15 protein-coding genes and 1 pseudogene are annotated in these 15596 nt (G+C 46.2%); 5 read left to right on the top strand and 11 right to left on the bottom strand.

From position 1 onward, the window contains the following. Positions 1-40 precede the first annotated feature (40 nt). Positions 41-1456, top strand: coding sequence for a pyruvate kinase (pyk, locus tag MHH25_RS01590; protein ID WP_074093123.1), 1416 nt, complete (start codon positions 41-43; stop codon positions 1454-1456). Between the two features lie 140 nt (positions 1457-1596). Here pyk and MHH25_RS01585 read toward each other — a convergent pair whose 3' ends face one another. The 3 genes from MHH25_RS01585 to MHH25_RS01575 all read right to left on the bottom strand — a co-directional run bounded on the left by MHH25_RS01585 (position 1597) and on the right by MHH25_RS01575 (position 4984). Then, positions 1597-3126, bottom strand: a complete 1530-nt coding sequence (locus MHH25_RS01585) for a PAS domain-containing protein (protein ID WP_340018950.1) — start codon at positions 3124-3126, stop codon at positions 1597-1599. A 177-nt stretch (positions 3127-3303) separates the two neighbouring features. Further along, a complete protein-coding gene (locus MHH25_RS01580; protein ID WP_017691129.1) occupies positions 3304-3753 on the bottom strand; it encodes an SRPBCC family protein in 450 nt (149 codons plus the stop codon). Between the two features lie 478 nt (positions 3754-4231). Beyond that, positions 4232-4984, bottom strand: coding sequence for a hypothetical protein (locus MHH25_RS01575; RefSeq protein WP_340018948.1), 753 nt, complete (start codon positions 4982-4984; stop codon positions 4232-4234). Positions 4985-5303: 319 nt separating this feature from the next. Here MHH25_RS01575 and MHH25_RS01570 point away from each other — a divergent pair. Beyond that, positions 5304-5489, top strand: a pseudogene (locus MHH25_RS01570) (WecB/TagA/CpsF family glycosyltransferase); the annotation flags it as partial. A gap of 94 nt (positions 5490-5583) precedes the next feature. Here the strand turns inward: MHH25_RS01570 and MHH25_RS01565 are convergent. Then, entirely contained in the window at positions 5584-6117 is a 534-nt protein-coding gene (locus MHH25_RS01565) for an MOSC domain-containing protein (RefSeq protein WP_340018947.1), read from the bottom strand. Between the two features lie 266 nt (positions 6118-6383). On the opposite strand from MHH25_RS01565, the gene MHH25_RS01560 reads away from it, so the two are divergent. The 3 genes from MHH25_RS01560 (at position 6384) to MHH25_RS01550 (ending at position 8277) form a co-directional block, all read left to right on the top strand. After that, positions 6384-6740, top strand: a complete 357-nt coding sequence (locus tag MHH25_RS01560) for a DUF1304 domain-containing protein (protein ID WP_036608019.1) — start codon at positions 6384-6386, stop codon at positions 6738-6740. Positions 6741-6816: 76 nt separating this feature from the next. Then, positions 6817-7656 (top strand): DUF4261 domain-containing protein, encoded by an 840-nt coding sequence (locus tag MHH25_RS01555; protein ID WP_340018945.1) that lies wholly within the window; start codon positions 6817-6819, stop codon positions 7654-7656. Positions 7657-7917: 261 nt separating this feature from the next. Then, positions 7918-8277, top strand: coding sequence for a hypothetical protein (locus tag MHH25_RS01550; protein WP_036607981.1), 360 nt, complete (start codon positions 7918-7920; stop codon positions 8275-8277). A 148-nt stretch (positions 8278-8425) separates the two neighbouring features. Here MHH25_RS01550 and MHH25_RS01545 read toward each other — a convergent pair whose 3' ends face one another. The 7 genes from MHH25_RS01545 to iolC form a co-directional block, all read right to left on the bottom strand. Further along, entirely contained in the window at positions 8426-8935 is a 510-nt protein-coding gene (locus MHH25_RS01545; protein ID WP_051449808.1) for a GNAT family N-acetyltransferase, read from the bottom strand. Then, a complete protein-coding gene (locus MHH25_RS01540) occupies positions 8932-9459 on the bottom strand; it encodes a hypothetical protein (RefSeq protein WP_340018942.1) in 528 nt (175 codons plus the stop codon). Before MHH25_RS01540 ends, MHH25_RS01545 begins: the two co-directional genes overlap by 4 nt. Before the next feature lie 342 nt (positions 9460-9801). Continuing rightward, on the bottom strand, positions 9802-10809 hold the full coding sequence (locus MHH25_RS01535) for a LacI family DNA-binding transcriptional regulator (RefSeq protein ID WP_036671938.1): 1008 nt from the start codon (positions 10807-10809) through the stop codon (positions 9802-9804). Positions 10810-10938: 129 nt separating this feature from the next. Next, positions 10939-11745 carry a 5-deoxy-glucuronate isomerase gene (gene iolB, locus MHH25_RS01530; protein ID WP_340018941.1) on the bottom strand — a complete coding sequence of 269 codons (807 nt, stop codon included), beginning with the start codon at positions 11743-11745 and terminating at the stop codon, positions 10939-10941. A 108-nt stretch (positions 11746-11853) separates the two neighbouring features. Beyond that, a complete protein-coding gene (gene iolG / locus MHH25_RS01525; RefSeq protein ID WP_340018940.1) occupies positions 11854-12906 on the bottom strand; it encodes an inositol 2-dehydrogenase in 1053 nt (350 codons plus the stop codon). Positions 12907-12975: 69 nt separating this feature from the next. Next, on the bottom strand, positions 12976-14451 hold the full coding sequence (locus MHH25_RS01520; RefSeq protein ID WP_244661184.1) for a CoA-acylating methylmalonate-semialdehyde dehydrogenase: 1476 nt from the start codon (positions 14449-14451) through the stop codon (positions 12976-12978). Positions 14452-14549: 98 nt separating this feature from the next. After that, on the bottom strand, positions 14550-15560 hold the full coding sequence (iolC, locus tag MHH25_RS01515; protein WP_340018939.1) for a 5-dehydro-2-deoxygluconokinase: 1011 nt from the start codon (positions 15558-15560) through the stop codon (positions 14550-14552). Positions 15561-15596 lie beyond the last annotated feature (36 nt).

Genomic DNA, 15596 nt, shown 5'->3' with positions numbered 1-15596 from the left:
ACAATACACATATAAGCTTAAATATGAGGAGGAAATTAGCATGTTAAAAACAAAAATTATTTGTACCATGGGACCTGCTTGTGACTCAATCGAATTGTTAAAAGTAATGATTCAGGAAGGTATGACCGTTGCCCGTCTGAACATGGCTCATGGCGAACTGGAAGATCACGTTACACGGATTAACAATATCCGCAAAGCAGCTTCCGAACTGAACACCTATATACCGATCATGATGGACATCAAAGGGCCGGAAGTACGTATCGGTAAACTGAAAGAAGCATCCTGCCATCTGCAAGCTGGTAAAGAGCTGATCCTGACTACTGAAGAAATTCTTGGTGACGCTGAGCGTATCTCGGTAAACTATCCGGAACTGAACCTCGTTGTGAAACCTGGCGATCGTATCCTCATCGATGATGGCCTTGTGGATCTGACTGTACTGTCTGTGGAAGGATCCGATATCCATTGTAAAATCATCAGTGGCGGCATTCTGAAACCACGCAAAGGGGTTAACTTGCCAGGAATCAAAACGACATTGCCAGGTGTAACCGAGCGTGACGTTATGCACATCGGATTTGGGATCGAAAACGATATCGAAATTATCGCAGCATCCTTTGTTCGTAAAGGCGACGACATCCGTGAAATCCGCAGCATTCTGAAAGAACGCGGTGTAGAGCACGTACAGATCATCTCTAAAATCGAGAATCAAGAAGGTATGACTAATCTGGACGACATCATCTTGGCTTCTGACGGTATCATGGTAGCTCGTGGAGATCTCGGTGTTGAGGTGCCAATCGAAGACGTACCAATGATGCAAAAAGAAATGATCGATAAATGTAACCGCGCTGGTAAACCGGTTATCGTAGCTACACACATGCTGGAGTCCATGCAAGTGAACCCACGCCCTACTCGTTCCGAAGTTAGTGACGTGGCAAACGCTGTACTTCAAGGTGCTGACGTTGTGATGTTGTCCGGTGAATCAGCTGCTGGTAAATATCCGGTACAATCCGTGCGCACGATGGCTGCTGTTGCTCGCCGTGCTGAAACGATGATCGATTACAAAGAGCAATTCGCACAAAAATCGGCTCAACAGATCGCTGATATTACTGAAGTTATCAGTCAGGGCGCTGTAAGTTCTTCCCTCGTACTGAATGCAAAAGCAATCATCACTTCGACTGAGAGTGGATTCACAGCACGTATGATCTCCAAGTATCGTCCAAAAGCACCAATCATCGCAGTTACACAACATGAAGAAGTATTGGCGAAAATCTGCCTGCTCTCAGGTGTCATTCCGGTTATGGGCGACAAAGTAACAACAACGGATGAAATGTTCGAATCGGCTACGCGTAACGCAATTAAAACAGGTTACATTGAAAAAGGTGACATCATTGTGTTGTCCGCTGGTGTTCCAATCGGTCAATCCGGTAATACAAACCTGATCAAAGTTCAACAAGTTTAATTCAATAGCTGAAACTGAAGCTATACATTTTAGCTATAAAATAGAAATACAAAAAACCACCGGGAGCAGAAATGCTTCCCGGTGGTTTTTTGTTGATGTTGTTGCCAATGATCGTGATGTTATAACAAACGGCTTCGAGATTATAGATTCCTCGAGTAATTAACCAGATCCTGTGACATGGTGTTGATCTCATCCATTGAAGCATTTACCTGCTGTGTCAGGGCAGCCTGATTTTGCGTTAACGTGGACATATTACCGATATGTTCAAGAATCTGATCAATCAATGTTTTCATCTTCTGCATGCTATCTTCGATATTTACTGTGGCCTCCGAACTGTGATCAGCCAGTTTCCGCACTTCACCTGCAACGACGCCAAATCCCAGTCCCAGCTCTCCCGCTCGTGCAGCTTCAATTGCTGCATTCAACCCCAGCAGATTGGTCTGACTGGCAATCTCTCGAATAAACACGGTGATATTCTTCGTATCATCTGCACTGCTTTTCACTTGAATAGCCGCATCAGCAGATAACTCCTGTGCAGTAACCAGATCCTGTGCCTGATCGGTAATCGAGTTGATTCCACGTACCATCTCGCCAATGGACTCCGACAATTGTTTTGTTTTCAGATTCATGGCTTCCACGATCTGCTCCTTATTCTTCTCATGGGTGACATCTCGAATGGTTCCAGCTACACGGAGTGGTACTCCATCCTGATCCCTAATGGTCTCCCCACCCGCGTGATACCACCGATACTCCCCGTCTTTACGCTGCAAACGATAATCCAGATCGTACGGCGTACGACCACTGTAATCGTTCATATGTCTGGCAAATTCGTTGATCGTCCGATCATGGTCTTCCGGATGAAGTCGGCTGCTCCAGCTGCTGAACACATTCGGGAAATCCTGCTCGTCTTTAAACCCTAATTCTTTACGGAACTGGGGTGACCACCAAAATTCATTGTTCGGATTAACTACATCTCCAGCCACAACGGTCATATCCCACGGAGCCTCCACCAAGGCGCGGTTAACCAGATCATATCGGGTGACGAGTGCTTCCAGCTCATCAGACTTGCTCTTCTCCTCATGAATATCAAACATGATGCCCAGGAGTTTGACCGGAACTCCAGCCTGATTTCGGATGACTTGTCCAAGGCATCGGAACCAGCGGATTTCTCCACTTTTTGTAATCATACGGCTGATGACGTTATAGGCAGTTGTTGCTCTTGTGTCATTCACATGTTTCATAATCTCCTGCACCAGTTGGGGTCTGTCATCCGGATATATCGATTTGGCCCAGCTTGCAAATGAATCGGGATAATCCTTGGCATTATGGAAGCCTAACATTTGGCGGAATTCATTCGAAAATGCGACGATATTATTGTTATCCAGTGGATCACCAGCAACAATTTTTGATTCCCATAATCCCACATTCATTGCCTGATTCAGCATTCTAAGGCGCATTTCCACGTCTTCGTTTTGAGCTTTCATCATATGTACTGCTTTTTTGATATTACTAGCTATTTCATCAGTATCCTGAAACTCAATGCCATCTTCAATCCCTGCGTCATAGTTGCCCTTTTCTGCGTTTGCTACCAGTTTACGACTATACTCCAGTAAATTCTGATGCGCATCTGTACGAAGGCGTTTGGTCGATTCAGTACGTTTACGAAACATGCTCATTTCTCCTCTTAGCTCATATGATATATATTTCGACATTATCAGACATTAAGTGTAGAGCAATGGTCTTAATTTTGTATAAAAACAAGAACCAGCGCTGAAACAGCACTGGTTCTTATATTAATTGCCTTTATTTTTTATGAAAATAAATCTTAAATGACTACCTCTTCCCAGCTACCAGCCAAAATTCAGTGTTTTCCCCGTCTCCACCCAAGTTTTGATGCTGCTTAGAATCATCCACCAGCTGCTCTGTGCATTCGCAATGGAAGGATGGTTATCTGTAAATTGATCATTGATCAGCGTCAGCTTAGTACACTCACCTACAGTTTCCAACTGGAAGACCACTCTGGATTGAAGCTCGGCATGATTCGCATGGTACGACGGTCCAGGATGCTCCTGATAACTAAGTCTGGACAACGGTTCAAATTCCAATATATCTCCATACACATGGACAGTCTCCGCACCATCATTACCTGGCCCTACATAAGCAAACGGCTGGCCTGGTTGGAAATTGGTGCGAAGTTCGCTGCCGAAAAAACTATTCCGTGTGCCGTCTGGTGATATTAGAGCATTCCACACCTCTTCCAGTCCTGCATTGATATAGAATTCATATTTCAGTTCCATGGACTCACTCCCTTTATGTATTGGATACGCGATCTGCCAAGCTCGCACTCCTATCCTATCGTTATACCCCAAAGGCCGTATTGTAAAAACGCGACAACAGGTAAAATAGTCCTTTTCCAGAAGATCAGATACCGTTTAATGAGAGAGCTTCAGTTCCGTGAAAACTCTCCGAGCAAAATGACTTAAAACTCGTTACAGACACGGTGAAGAAACTGAAGTGTGGACCTTCCTTACTCCACTCGGACCAGGTTTTCAGTATATAACTCAGAATTATGCCAAGTTATTTGAAGAGAAGAAGCTCACAAGGAGCCGTTCTCCTCGCGGGAACCGCTATGACAACATGGAACGTTTCCAAAACAAACTGGGCGACCTCTCCCCGATTGAATTCCGGGGAAAAAGTCGCCACTTGATAAAACTTCTTTTTATTGTCTACTTGACGGGGCTATGACCAAGCCCTCTTTTTTATAAGATTATAGTTTTAACCTTGCACCCACGATGTAACAGCAATAGAGGTGGGACTTGGTTCCAAGAAGGTGGCCCCGCCCAGGTACGTGTCACTAAAGATACCTTTACTGTAGACCTGACAGTATATCGACTTGTAGATCGGGTATCCAACAGCTATCCCTGTTTTGCCTCCGGGTACATTCATTGGCACTAGGACAGATGTGGATACACCTATGCTGTCTGTTACAGAGCGGCCAAACTCAGCGGCGACTATATCTTTGATTCCCACACTAAGAGAGCTTTGTACTTCTACAGCTACACTTTGATTTGCGCTCACCGAAAGAGTAACGCCCTTGCACTCCTGAGAGGCTACCTTGCTGCAGAAATATTTAGCACGTGCTATTTCAGACCATCCGTCAATATACTGTAGTGGTCCTTTCACAACCTTATATCCCAAAATATTCTGAGGCGTGACCATATCCTCGTTCTCACTTGGCAATACAGGTCGAGAGGAAGGTTCATTATTTACAATTTGAATGGATACAAGTTTTGCGCTTTCAGAAGGCTTTTCAAGACCATATTTTTCAACAAGTTCTTCTTGATTTTCTTCAGTTGCGTAAACAGTAGTATTCTCTTTTAACGGCTCTCCGTTGAGGTAAACGTAACCGCTCTCAATTTTATCAGCATTCATTGGAACTATCTCTGTTTCAGACGCACTTGCCAACGAATACAACGATACGGATAAGGCCATGACTGATGCAAGCATTAGTGATAATTTTTTCTTCAATTTTAGTTTTCCCCCTCTTTGATTATATTCCAATTATATCCTTATTAGATGTAATTTTCAACCTATAAATGTTAATATTTTCTTTATATTAGATTTTAATCTCTATTTATGCTTACATCTCATGTCTCAGATCAACTCTTTTTGAGTTATCCACAACAGAGCCGTATGGCGTATACATAGAAGAAGTTCTTATAATTATTAAGTGTATACTTCTTTGTCTTAAATTTTTAAGCAAGTAGACTCTCTTAAGAAATTTCAACCATGGTGCTGGCATTGTGATGGTATCCCGTTTTCGGGGCGAACAATTGACTGAACGGGTGTAGCCATAGGTGTAGGAGGTAGTCTCGATATCGTGGCTGGCAAAACCAAACGTGCCCCTGCGATATGGCAGAAGCTTAACCTGGAATGGCTCTATTGCCTCCTCAGTCAACCTTCGAGATGGCGCAGGCAACTCATTTTACCCCGTTTTGCTGTGCGGGCATTGTTGTTCAGAGAACCTAAATAATGTGAGATCAGCAGTACACCAGAGGAGTACCTACACTCTAAACATCCGCATGGTGAGCGCCGAGGGCTGATCAATTAGAAACCTGTCCTGAAAATCAGGACAGGTGAATGACTTCGATGGTATCCCCCGTATGGATTACACCTTCCCGCTCAACCGAGCAGACGATTCCACGTTTTTTGCGAGCGGCTGGCACGAACTTTTTGCGCAAACCGTCCTGTTCGTAGAATTGTTCAATCATTTTCCCCGGATGTACACAGGGAAGGTTCTCCCCTTCGCATATTAACCCTGTCCCGTTTGGAAATAGGAGCCGCGTTCCAGCAGGCAGTTCCGTCAATCGATCAATGCCACGAACCAGTATATTGGCACCAAGCCACTCTGGACGCACTTCAGGAATGTTCATTTTCTCAGCAATAAGAGCACATTCTTCCTCAGACACAATACTGATCTGGCGGCGATTCGCAATCGGTGTGCCACGCTTGTAGATTTTCTGACGTGAGTCCGCCGGACGAAGCAGACCATAATGACGGTCACCCGGAATTCCTACAAGCTCAATGTCGATTAAAGGTACAACTCGGGTCACAAATGTGGATGGATCATCAGCCAACATGACGAATTGAACTGTTCCCATAGTAATCTCCTCCCTTTCCTGAGCAATATTACTTCTTTATTGTTCATTATTACCCAATGAATGGATTGTCGACAATCGGCGTATGCTTACCTTTGTAACCATTTTTTAATTTCAACATCATAACTCAACTGGAAAACGATAAATGATTTTAATAATACGCAATTAAATTGTTACAAATTAAATTTGCTCTTTCCGTTCTTGTTGCAAACAATTATACTAGGATGGACAAGTAAATAAATTACATATCAGAAAGCAAGGTGTTTCCTTTGATTAGTATCATTTTTGTAGCTCTTGTAGCTGTCGAACACTTCTATATCATGGTGATGGAGATGTTTATGTGGACTCGTCCACGCACAATGAAAACCTTTAATCTCACGCCGGAATTCGCCAAATCCACCAAATCTCTCGCGGCCAATCAAGGTCTTTACAATGGATTTCTCGCGGCAGGTCTGATCTGGGGACTCGTATATCCGGATGCTGCCGTTGGACAGCATATTCAGATTTTCTTCCTGGCGTGTGTGATTATCGCGGCTCTTTATGGAGGAGCAACTTCTTCACGGTCGATCATTATCAAACAAGGTTTGCCTGCGATCATTGCGTTGTTGCTAGTTCTGTTCCTGTAATTTCTGTCGAATGGTGCATTGCTTCGATTCATGTTAACTCCTTTATGGTAAGGTAGTGAATAGATAGCAGTGTACAATGACCAGAATCGTTCTGGAATTGGAAGGAGAACATGTCATGGGATTGTTTGACAAGCTTCGGCGGCGCAAAAAGGAAAAAGTACCTGCAGGTGGTGCTGTCGAATCGACGAATTACAGTGAAACCATCGTGGGTTTTGTCCTGCTGGAGCGTGACGATTGTGATTTTGACCTCTTCATCAGGAACATGAAGAACGAATGGGATATCGAGATTGAAGAACGCCCAGAGGAGGGCAATCTCTTTTTCGAAGTGAATGGAATGCAGGTGGTATGTGCCCATATTGCCGCGCCTGTACCCGATCGTGAAGTTGAGGAGAATACCAAACTCAACATCCTTTGGCGAGAAGCGGAGCAAGTTACCTCACGGCACCAGTCTCAGATTATTGTCTCTGTTCTGAACGCAACAGATGCAATTGAAGGACATGTTCTGTTCACTCAAACAGCGAGTGCTTTGTTACAGTTGGATCACGCGCTTGCCATATACATGGCCCCACTTGTTGTTGAAGCCAGTCAGTATGTCGAAACCAGCCGTGGGATCAAACATGATGAGTTGCCAGTCTCGCTCTGGATTTTCATCGGATTATTCCAAAATGCCGAAGGCGCTTCAGCTTACACTTACGGACTACGTAACTTTGGTAAAGAAGAGATGGAGATTATGCAATCGTCGGAGTCCTTAAGCGATGTATTTGAGATGATGTTCATGACCACAACGTATGTGGTTGAGAACGACGTCACACTGCATGATGGGGAAACACTAGGCTTCTCGGCAGAACAAAAGCTGAGCATTTCCCTTTCCAAAGGTGTAGCAACGGAAGGTAACAGTTTGAAGATTGGCTTCTAATTTAAGTAGTTATCTTAACTTTATCGTGTCACAGTTGTAGAAGCCGTCTGGAGTTCATTCTCTGGGCGGCTTTTAGCTATTTAACCTTCCTCCCAATGACGATATGATAACAATCCCTGAATTTAACTTCACTAGGAATAAGTAGTCCATAAGAACCACTTAATTATGAATTTAGTTTTCATTCTCGTTATAAAAAGGTATAATTAATAGGCTTATAGTCTCATATATTACATATTATTTTATTATCGAGGAGTTGCCTACATGTCTGTTAGACGTTTGGATTCAACTAAACCTATTATTGAAATTATCTGGGAAGGTATTGTTTCTCCTGAACATGTCGAACAAACGAATACAGAAATCCAGAGAATAGCGGAACAATTGGGGAATTCGTTTGATGTGCTAGTAGATATGCGGAACATGAAGGCTTTCCCTCAGGATACCAAAGAAAAAATTGTGGAACACCAGAAACTACTGACACAGTGGGGGATGAAACGAGCTAGTGTAGCCGTAGGTGGTGCGATCGCCAAAATGCAATTGAATCGGATCTCCAAAGAGTCCGCGCACCAGACTGAATTCCAATGGGAAACGTATGACGAGGCTTTGGCATTTTTGTTGAAATAATATTGAAGTGCTACGGACTTAGTATAATAAGAGAGATACCGATGCTGTACATGGCACACAGAAAGAGGCGTTCCCATGAGGAAACGCCTCTTCTTTTGCAGTTCCACGTGGTTTACTCAGTTTTGCCAGTGATCCGAACGCTCATCATTTAAGATTCAAGTTTACTTACACGCACCATCGTTACTGATGTACCATTTAGGGACTCCTCCACAAATCCTAACCGCTTATATAAGCGAATCGCTTGGTTATCCGGGTCAACACTGAGCGAGACTGCTGCAATTCCCCGCCGTTCAACCTCATCTAATGCGGTCTGAAGCAGTAAGGTACCTACTCCTTTTCCACGTGCATCTTCCGTTACAGCCATCCCCATCTCTGGCGTAGCTGCATTCACATAACCGTATCCCGCATTCTGATCCGTATAGAATCTTAATGTTATTGAACCTAGTCTCTTGCCCTGCTGGTCAACTGCAACATACCCGAAATCCCCTTCTCTTCCCCAGTCTTCAACGTATTTGGACAGTCCGGGAGTATGAATACTTTCGATTGGAAAAGGTTCATCACCTTCTCTTCTATGCAGGGATGCGTATAACATCTCCCACAGAAAGGGGATATCCTGTTCTTCAATAGGGCGTACATAATAGTTGGTTATGATGGTCATGTTTGCTCCTCCTTCATCTTTTCAAAAAGGCGGTCCATCTCATTCAGATTAATCTCGTTGGTAATCTCGTAGTCCTCAAGTTGGTCTCTCGTTTTCGCCTCATTGTAGATGGAGATGGACTTTTCATTATAAAACGTCAATCCGAATCCATCGGTAAAGCGACCTTCTTTATTAATGGTAAGTCGCCACTCATAGTAGTGCGGATTCCTTTCGGAAACGTCGAATTCCCGTACTCTTTTAAGTTCAACATCCTTTAATAACTTCAGCATGTCTCTAATCTCTTTGGGATCTGTAATCGTTATTTCATCATCTTCATTATACGATTCATTGTTGAAAATTTTCCTAATCGTCAGTCGATCCAATGTATCCAGCATCGTCATATGATCTGTGACCTCTGCTCGAAACGTCGTATGTTTGCTAGGGATATACATAGTGTATTGACCGGAGGTATACATACGCACTGCAATAGCTAAAAAAACAATAATCATGGCGATACCCATAATCATCTTGATTCGTTTAATCATCCCAATCCCCTCTCTAGATCTACATAAAACATATAAATTGGTAATTATTGATATATTCCAGTATAACATCTCACCCCTTCTGTTCCAATGTCATTTCTTATCTCTGGTCTCTCAATTACGATGACGTTTTGGGCTACGCTAAAATTGAAGATTTAAATGAAAATTTAAATAAACAAGCCCGTTCTCCCATAGGGTGAGCGCGGCTTGTTTGTTAACTTTGTTATATTGTTTTATTACCTATTCATAACCAGGTAAGACGACAACCCTTATCCCGAGCATGAATATGACACACGTAGACTTGGCCTCACAACTGATCAGGTTACATCAGAAACCTAATTGTTTTCAGCCCAATACACGGCCTGCTGATTCTCGGATAACCAGCTCAGGCTTCAGCACAATCTTCTGCGGTTCTTTTTGTTCATCCTTTAACTCTTCAATCAACAGATCTACAGCGCGATGTCCCAGTTCTTCAATTGGCTGGGCAACGGTCGTAAGCGGTGGACTGGTTACCGAAGCCAGAATGGTGTTATCAAACCCGATAATCGACACATCCTCTGGTACGCGTAGGCCCAGCTCTTTGGCTGCCTGGAGAGCACCGATGGCCTGAATGTCATTACAACAGAACAAACCTGTCGGGTGATCCTTCTCACCGAGCAGCAGTAACGCCTCTTTTTTGGCCGAGCTCAGGTCAGCTGCCGATTCTCGGATCTGATTCGGTTCCAGCGTATGACCTGCCTTAATCAGGGTTTCACGGAATCCACGTACACGTTCCTGACTGCTGCTGACTTTGGACGGTTCCGACAGAACCGCTACACGGGTGTGCCCAAGTTCAAGCAGATGCTCCGCTGCGAGTGCTCCACCGAGAATGTCATCAATGGTGACTGTATGAACCGACAGGGATGGCATATGACGTGCAATCAGAGCGACAGGGATGGACTGCTGCAAAAGTGGTGACAAAATTTCGGCATTATCGATCCCGGTTCCGATCATCATGCCATCGACCCTTTTTTGCTGAAGCAGATTCAGGTAACGCTCTACCCGCTCGTCCTTATTATCCGTACTGCAGATGACCACGCTGTAACCCAATTGACGGCTTCGATCCTCCACGGCTCTGGCGAGTTCTGCGAAATAAGGGTTTGAGATGTCCGGTACGAGCAGCCCCAATGTATACGTCTGCTTCCCTGTAAGTGCAGCTGCGATCGCACTGGGTTGATAGTGAAGGCGTTCCATGATCTCCATAATCTCGGCGCGCCGCTTCTCACTGATCTTGCCTTTGCCATTAATGACCTGCGAGACGGTTGCAATGGATACACCCGCCTCGCGTGCTATATCGTATATGGTTGCTTTCATTGTTTTTCCCCATTTGTGCTATATATAAATTTCGTTATACATAGATAATTGTTCTCTTCTTCTCATTATGCAGGGGGAAGTCTGCATACGCAACTTGAAGCCAGCACAATGTGCGTAGCATGAACTGCTTTACTTTTTCATCAACCACTCATGGTCAGGATCGTTATGGAATTTCCAGGTCCGGGTTGGTCCAGCCATCACGTTCAGATAGTAGACCTCATACCCCGGAGGAGCGCCTACCGGATGATATCCGTCCGGAACAAGCACCACTTCTCCGTTTTTCACTGCTAGCGTCTCGTCCACAGAACGATCATCCGTGTATATACGCTGAATGACAAACCCCTGCTCAGGCTGTACACGGAAATAATACGTTTCTTCCAGCAAAGATTCATCCGGGAGTGCGTCCCGATCATGCTTATGTGGCGGGTAACTGGACCAATGCCCATCTGGCGTGAATACCTCAACAACGAGCAGACTGTCCGCTTCCTTTTGTTCCGGCAAAATGTTGTGAATCTGGCGTTCCAGATTGCCATATCCTCGTGCCTCTACCCCTACATCTTCGGGTGCAATGAGACGAGCCGGGTACGTGCCTTTACCGGGTGCAACACATATAGCGATTTCCAGTTCGGTACGTGCTGTGATCTGCACTTGATCGGAAGTTGAGACGTAGACCGAATACGGCGGAATTTTCTCGAAAACACTCATTCTTTTTCCGATATTATCCCATGTGTGCTCCCGGGTACTTACATTGGCGAAACCACTGAGAAGCACCACACAGAGTTCCTGATCACCGCTCTCACGGGTTAGCGTCTCCCCCTCCGCCAGCTTCGCTACCTGAAAACCAACATATTCCCACCCCGCCGACTCCGGTGTTACGTTTATAAGTGTACCGTCTCCCTCCGGGTTGACCACGGGTTTCACAATACGTTCTGACATCTTGTCATCCACTCCTTTCTGTAATCATCCACAAAAACCTGATACTTATAAAAACAAAAACCTGGACTATTCATGCCCTCTATTAGAAAAAGTGACTTTAATCTTCTACTATGGCGTTGCTGTTTGCGATTCCAGTGACATCCCAGGAACTTCACTCAGCTTCACAGGTCTTCCCCGCTCCATGGACAGTTTTGCTGCCAGCGCAATTCGTTCTGCCTGTACTGCATCGTGGCCATCTACGATAACCGGTGTATCATGGAGGATTGCATCGATAAAGAGGGCTGTCTCCTGCACATACGCTTCATTGTAGCGTTCCAGGAAAAAGTGTAACGGTTTGTCGCGCATGAGCCCGGCCGCTGTACTGATTTCAGCCGTATTTGGATGATCATTCGCCGCTGCGGCGCTGCCCATCGAGCCAAATACTTCAACACGCTGGTCATACCCGTATACAGCCTGACGACTGTTATCAATGACACCAATCGCTCCATTGGCAAACGTCATCGTTACAATCGCTGTATCCACGTCCCCATGTTCCGCAAAAACCGGATTGATCAACACGTTACCCTGAGCGTATACTTCTTCCACTTCACTCCCGGACAGATACCGAGCCATGTCAAAATCGTGGATCATCATGTCCATGAAAATCCCGCCAGACACCCGGATATACTCCGCAGGAGGCGGACTCGGGTCGCGAGACGTAATTTTGATAATATGTGGATCACCAATCGTACCATCCTGCACATGCGCACGTATCCGTCTGAAGTTGTGATCGAAGCGGCGGTTAAATCCAATTTGTAACTTCACGCCAGCCTTCTGAACTGCCGCTACAGCCGCTTGGGTCTGTGCCAGATCCATGCTGACCGGCTTCTCGCAGAAGATATGTTTGCCCGCCTGGGCGGCCTGTTCGATCAGCGGCACATGTGTATCGGTTGAAGAACAGATCAGCACCGCGTCTACATTAGGCATCGAGATCAACTCGCTGCTGTTCGTTGTTACAACAGGGATGCCACGACTGGAGGCCCAAGCCTCCAATTCAGGACCTGCAAATAAGTCACTGATTCCCACAATCTCGGCATGCGGGTTACGCAGGAGATTGTCTGCATGAATTTTGCCGATCCGTCCAGCACCGATGATGCCAATTCTCACTTTGTCCTTGCCCATTCCGTTATCCTCCCTATGTGCGTCCATATGGGCTGGGCGTTCCCCTTAGCCCGAGTGATGCTCTGGTTGTTACCAGCGCGCCGTTACCATCTTCTTGCGAGTGTAGAATTCAACACCATCCGTACCATTGGCATGTAGATCACCATAGAAGGACTTTTTCCAACCGGAAAACGGGAAGAATGCCATTGGCGCAGGTACGCCCAGGTTAATACCCAACATGCCCGCATCAATCGTTTCACGGAATTGACGCATACTCGCTCCGCTGCGGGTGAACAGACACGCCCCGTTGGCAAAATCAGAACGGTTCGCCAGCTCAACGGCTTCCTCCAGCGTAGACACTCTTGCTACCGAGAGTACTGGAGCAAAGATCTCATCCTGCCAAATTTTCATATTGCTATCAACTTGGTCAAATACCGTTGGCCCTACAAAATAACCGGATTCACCTGTCGCCTGATCCTTACGTCCATCCCGAATCAATGCCGCGCCTTCCTGCTCTCCGGCTTCAATGTAACTGAGTGTACGCTCTTTATGTGGTCCACGGATGACAGGACCGAGGAACACGCCCTCATCCATGCCGTTACCAATGGTAATGCGGTCTGCCGCTTCCACCAGCTTTTGTACCAGTTCGTCAGCCACATCACCCACAGCCACAACAACCGCACATGCCATGCAACGCTCCCCTGCTGAACCAAAGGCTGCACTGGTAATCTCTTTCACGGTTAGATCCAGATCGGCGTCCGGCATAACGATGGAGTGGTTTTTGGCACCAGCCAGTGCCTGTACCCGTTTGCCATGCTTGGATGCAGTAGTGTAGACGTATTCAGCTACAGGTTGTGATCCGACAAAGGAAATCGCTTGAACATCCTTATGTTCCAGCAACCCGTTCACGACATCATGCGCACCGTGAACGATGTTGAGCACGCCGTCAGGAAGCCCCGCTTCCTTGAACAGCTCTGCCAGGCGGCCTGCCAGCAGCGGTGTGCGCTCGGACGGCTTCAGGACAAAGGTGTTACCACACGCAATAGCCAGTGGGAACATCCAGCACGGCACCATCATCGGGAAGTTGAACGGGGTAATCCCCCCAATTACGCCGATTGGGTAGCGGTACATGCCCGACTCCAGTCCTGTCGCGATATCAGGCAGTTGTTTGCCCATCATCAGATTCGGGGCACCTGCCGCGAACTCGACGCATTCAATGCCACGTAATACCTCGCCGTACGCTTCGGCATAACTTTTACCGTTCTCCAGTGTCACCAGGCGAGCGAGCTCTTCCCAATGTTCAACCAGCAACTGCTGGTAGCGGAACAGAATACGTGCACGGCGCGGAACCGGTGTGCTGCTCCAGGATTTGAACGCTTCTCGTGCTGTCTGAACCGCCAGATCCACGTCCGCTTGTTCGGACAGTGGCACATGTGCAATAACCTCTTCTGTAGCCGGATTCACCACTGGCTCCGTGCGAGTTGACGCTGGGGTTACCCAGGCACCTCCGATCCAGTTTTGTACCATTGTCGCTGTTGCAGACGCTTCAGAAATTCCTTTTCCCATAGCCCTGTCTCCCTTCACTTATGTGTGATCCCTTATGTTCAACATGTTCATTGTTATAGATCTGTATGAGTGTGTTATTCAAAGTATTGCAAGGTGCTTCAAGGCACGGTAATCTCGCCCCGATTGCAACGTTCGATGTAATCATTCACCTGTTCTACTGTTGGCATCGCATCCGAACAGCTGTGGCTTGAAATGACGATACTTGCTGCGCCACTGCCATAGGCCATACTGCGCTCAATCGTCCAGCCCTGCATCAATCCATACAGGAACCCGGCTGCGTAGGAATCGCCTGCGCCAAACGTTTTGACCACTTTTGCCGGATAGCTGTCCGCACGGTGGGAAAGCCCTTCACGCGTATAAGCAATGGATCCTTCCTTCCCGTGTTTGATTACTACAATATTCGCTGAGAAATCAAACCATTTCTGTGCAGTTACTTGATCGCTATGATCCGGATTGTGGTCGAATGTCTCCATCATGTCGAACTCTTCACGTGTGCCGAGGATGATATCGCATTTCTCCGCTGCAAGGTTGTAATAGACCGCTGTCTCTTCGTCCGATGTCCATGTGTATGGGCGATAGTCCAGATCAAACACAATAACTGTGCCATGTTTTTTTGCATACGTTAGTGCCTGTAATACGGCTTCACGGGATGGGCTCTGCGCGAGGGCTGTGCCTGAGATTAACAGCACTTTGGAGTCAGCAATCAACTGCTCTTGTACCTCTTGCGCCTGTAATAACAAATCCGCTACATTGTCCCGGTACATCAGGATACTGCAATCCGTTGGGCTTTTGATTTCGGTAAAAGCAAGCCCTGTCACCGCTCCAGTGTCATCTGTAACTACATTTGATGTGTCGATGCCGTTCTTCTCCAAATAACTCTGGATGAATCTGCCCATCTGGTCACCTGCGATTTTGCCGATAAAAGCCGTCTTCATACCCAGTCTGGACATGCCAATCGTAATATTGGCCGGAGAGCCACCTACATACTTCGTGAACGTCATCGTCTCTTCCATCGGGCGATTGATCTCATTGGCGTTCAAGTCGATACACAAGCGGCCAATCGCGGTGAAATCCTTCTTCCTGGATACCGGAAAGGATACGTAAGTCATTGCATGTGAGCCCCTTTCTGTAGTGGGATTTTCCAT

The organism is Paenibacillus sp. FSL H3-0457 (genome assembly GCF_037981725.1).
GTDB classification, from domain to species: Bacteria; Bacillota; Bacilli; order Paenibacillales; family Paenibacillaceae; genus Paenibacillus; species Paenibacillus amylolyticus.
Note: the sequence above shows the minus strand (reverse complement) of the source record. Positions and strands in the feature narration are given on the sequence as shown.

Coding starts and splice junctions, on each gene's coding strand:
- MHH25_RS01520 (WP_244661184.1), bottom strand. CDS start 14,451: ATGGGAAAAGGAATTTCTGAAGCGTCTGCAACAGCGACAATGGTACAA.
- iolB (WP_340018941.1), bottom strand. CDS start 11,745: ATGTCAGAACGTATTGTGAAACCCGTGGTCAACCCGGAGGGAGACGGT.
- MHH25_RS01550 (WP_036607981.1), top strand. CDS start 7,918: ATGTCTGTTAGACGTTTGGATTCAACTAAACCTATTATTGAAATTATC.
- MHH25_RS01585 (WP_340018950.1), bottom strand. CDS start 3,126: ATGTTTCGTAAACGTACTGAATCGACCAAACGCCTTCGTACAGATGCG.
- iolC (WP_340018939.1), bottom strand. CDS start 15,560: ATGACTTACGTATCCTTTCCGGTATCCAGGAAGAAGGATTTCACCGCG.
- MHH25_RS01540 (WP_340018942.1), bottom strand. CDS start 9,459: ATGATTAAACGAATCAAGATGATTATGGGTATCGCCATGATTATTGTT.
- MHH25_RS01535 (WP_036671938.1), bottom strand. CDS start 10,809: ATGAAAGCAACCATATACGATATAGCACGCGAGGCGGGTGTATCCATT.
- MHH25_RS01545 (WP_051449808.1), bottom strand. CDS start 8,935: ATGACCATCATAACCAACTATTATGTACGCCCTATTGAAGAACAGGAT.
- iolG (WP_340018940.1), bottom strand. CDS start 12,906: ATGGGCAAGGACAAAGTGAGAATTGGCATCATCGGTGCTGGACGGATC.
- pyk (WP_074093123.1), top strand. CDS start 41: ATGTTAAAAACAAAAATTATTTGTACCATGGGACCTGCTTGTGACTCA.
- MHH25_RS01555 (WP_340018945.1), top strand. CDS start 6,817: ATGACCAGAATCGTTCTGGAATTGGAAGGAGAACATGTCATGGGATTG.
- MHH25_RS01565 (WP_340018947.1), bottom strand. CDS start 6,117: ATGGGAACAGTTCAATTCGTCATGTTGGCTGATGATCCATCCACATTT.
- MHH25_RS01580 (WP_017691129.1), bottom strand. CDS start 3,753: ATGGAACTGAAATATGAATTCTATATCAATGCAGGACTGGAAGAGGTG.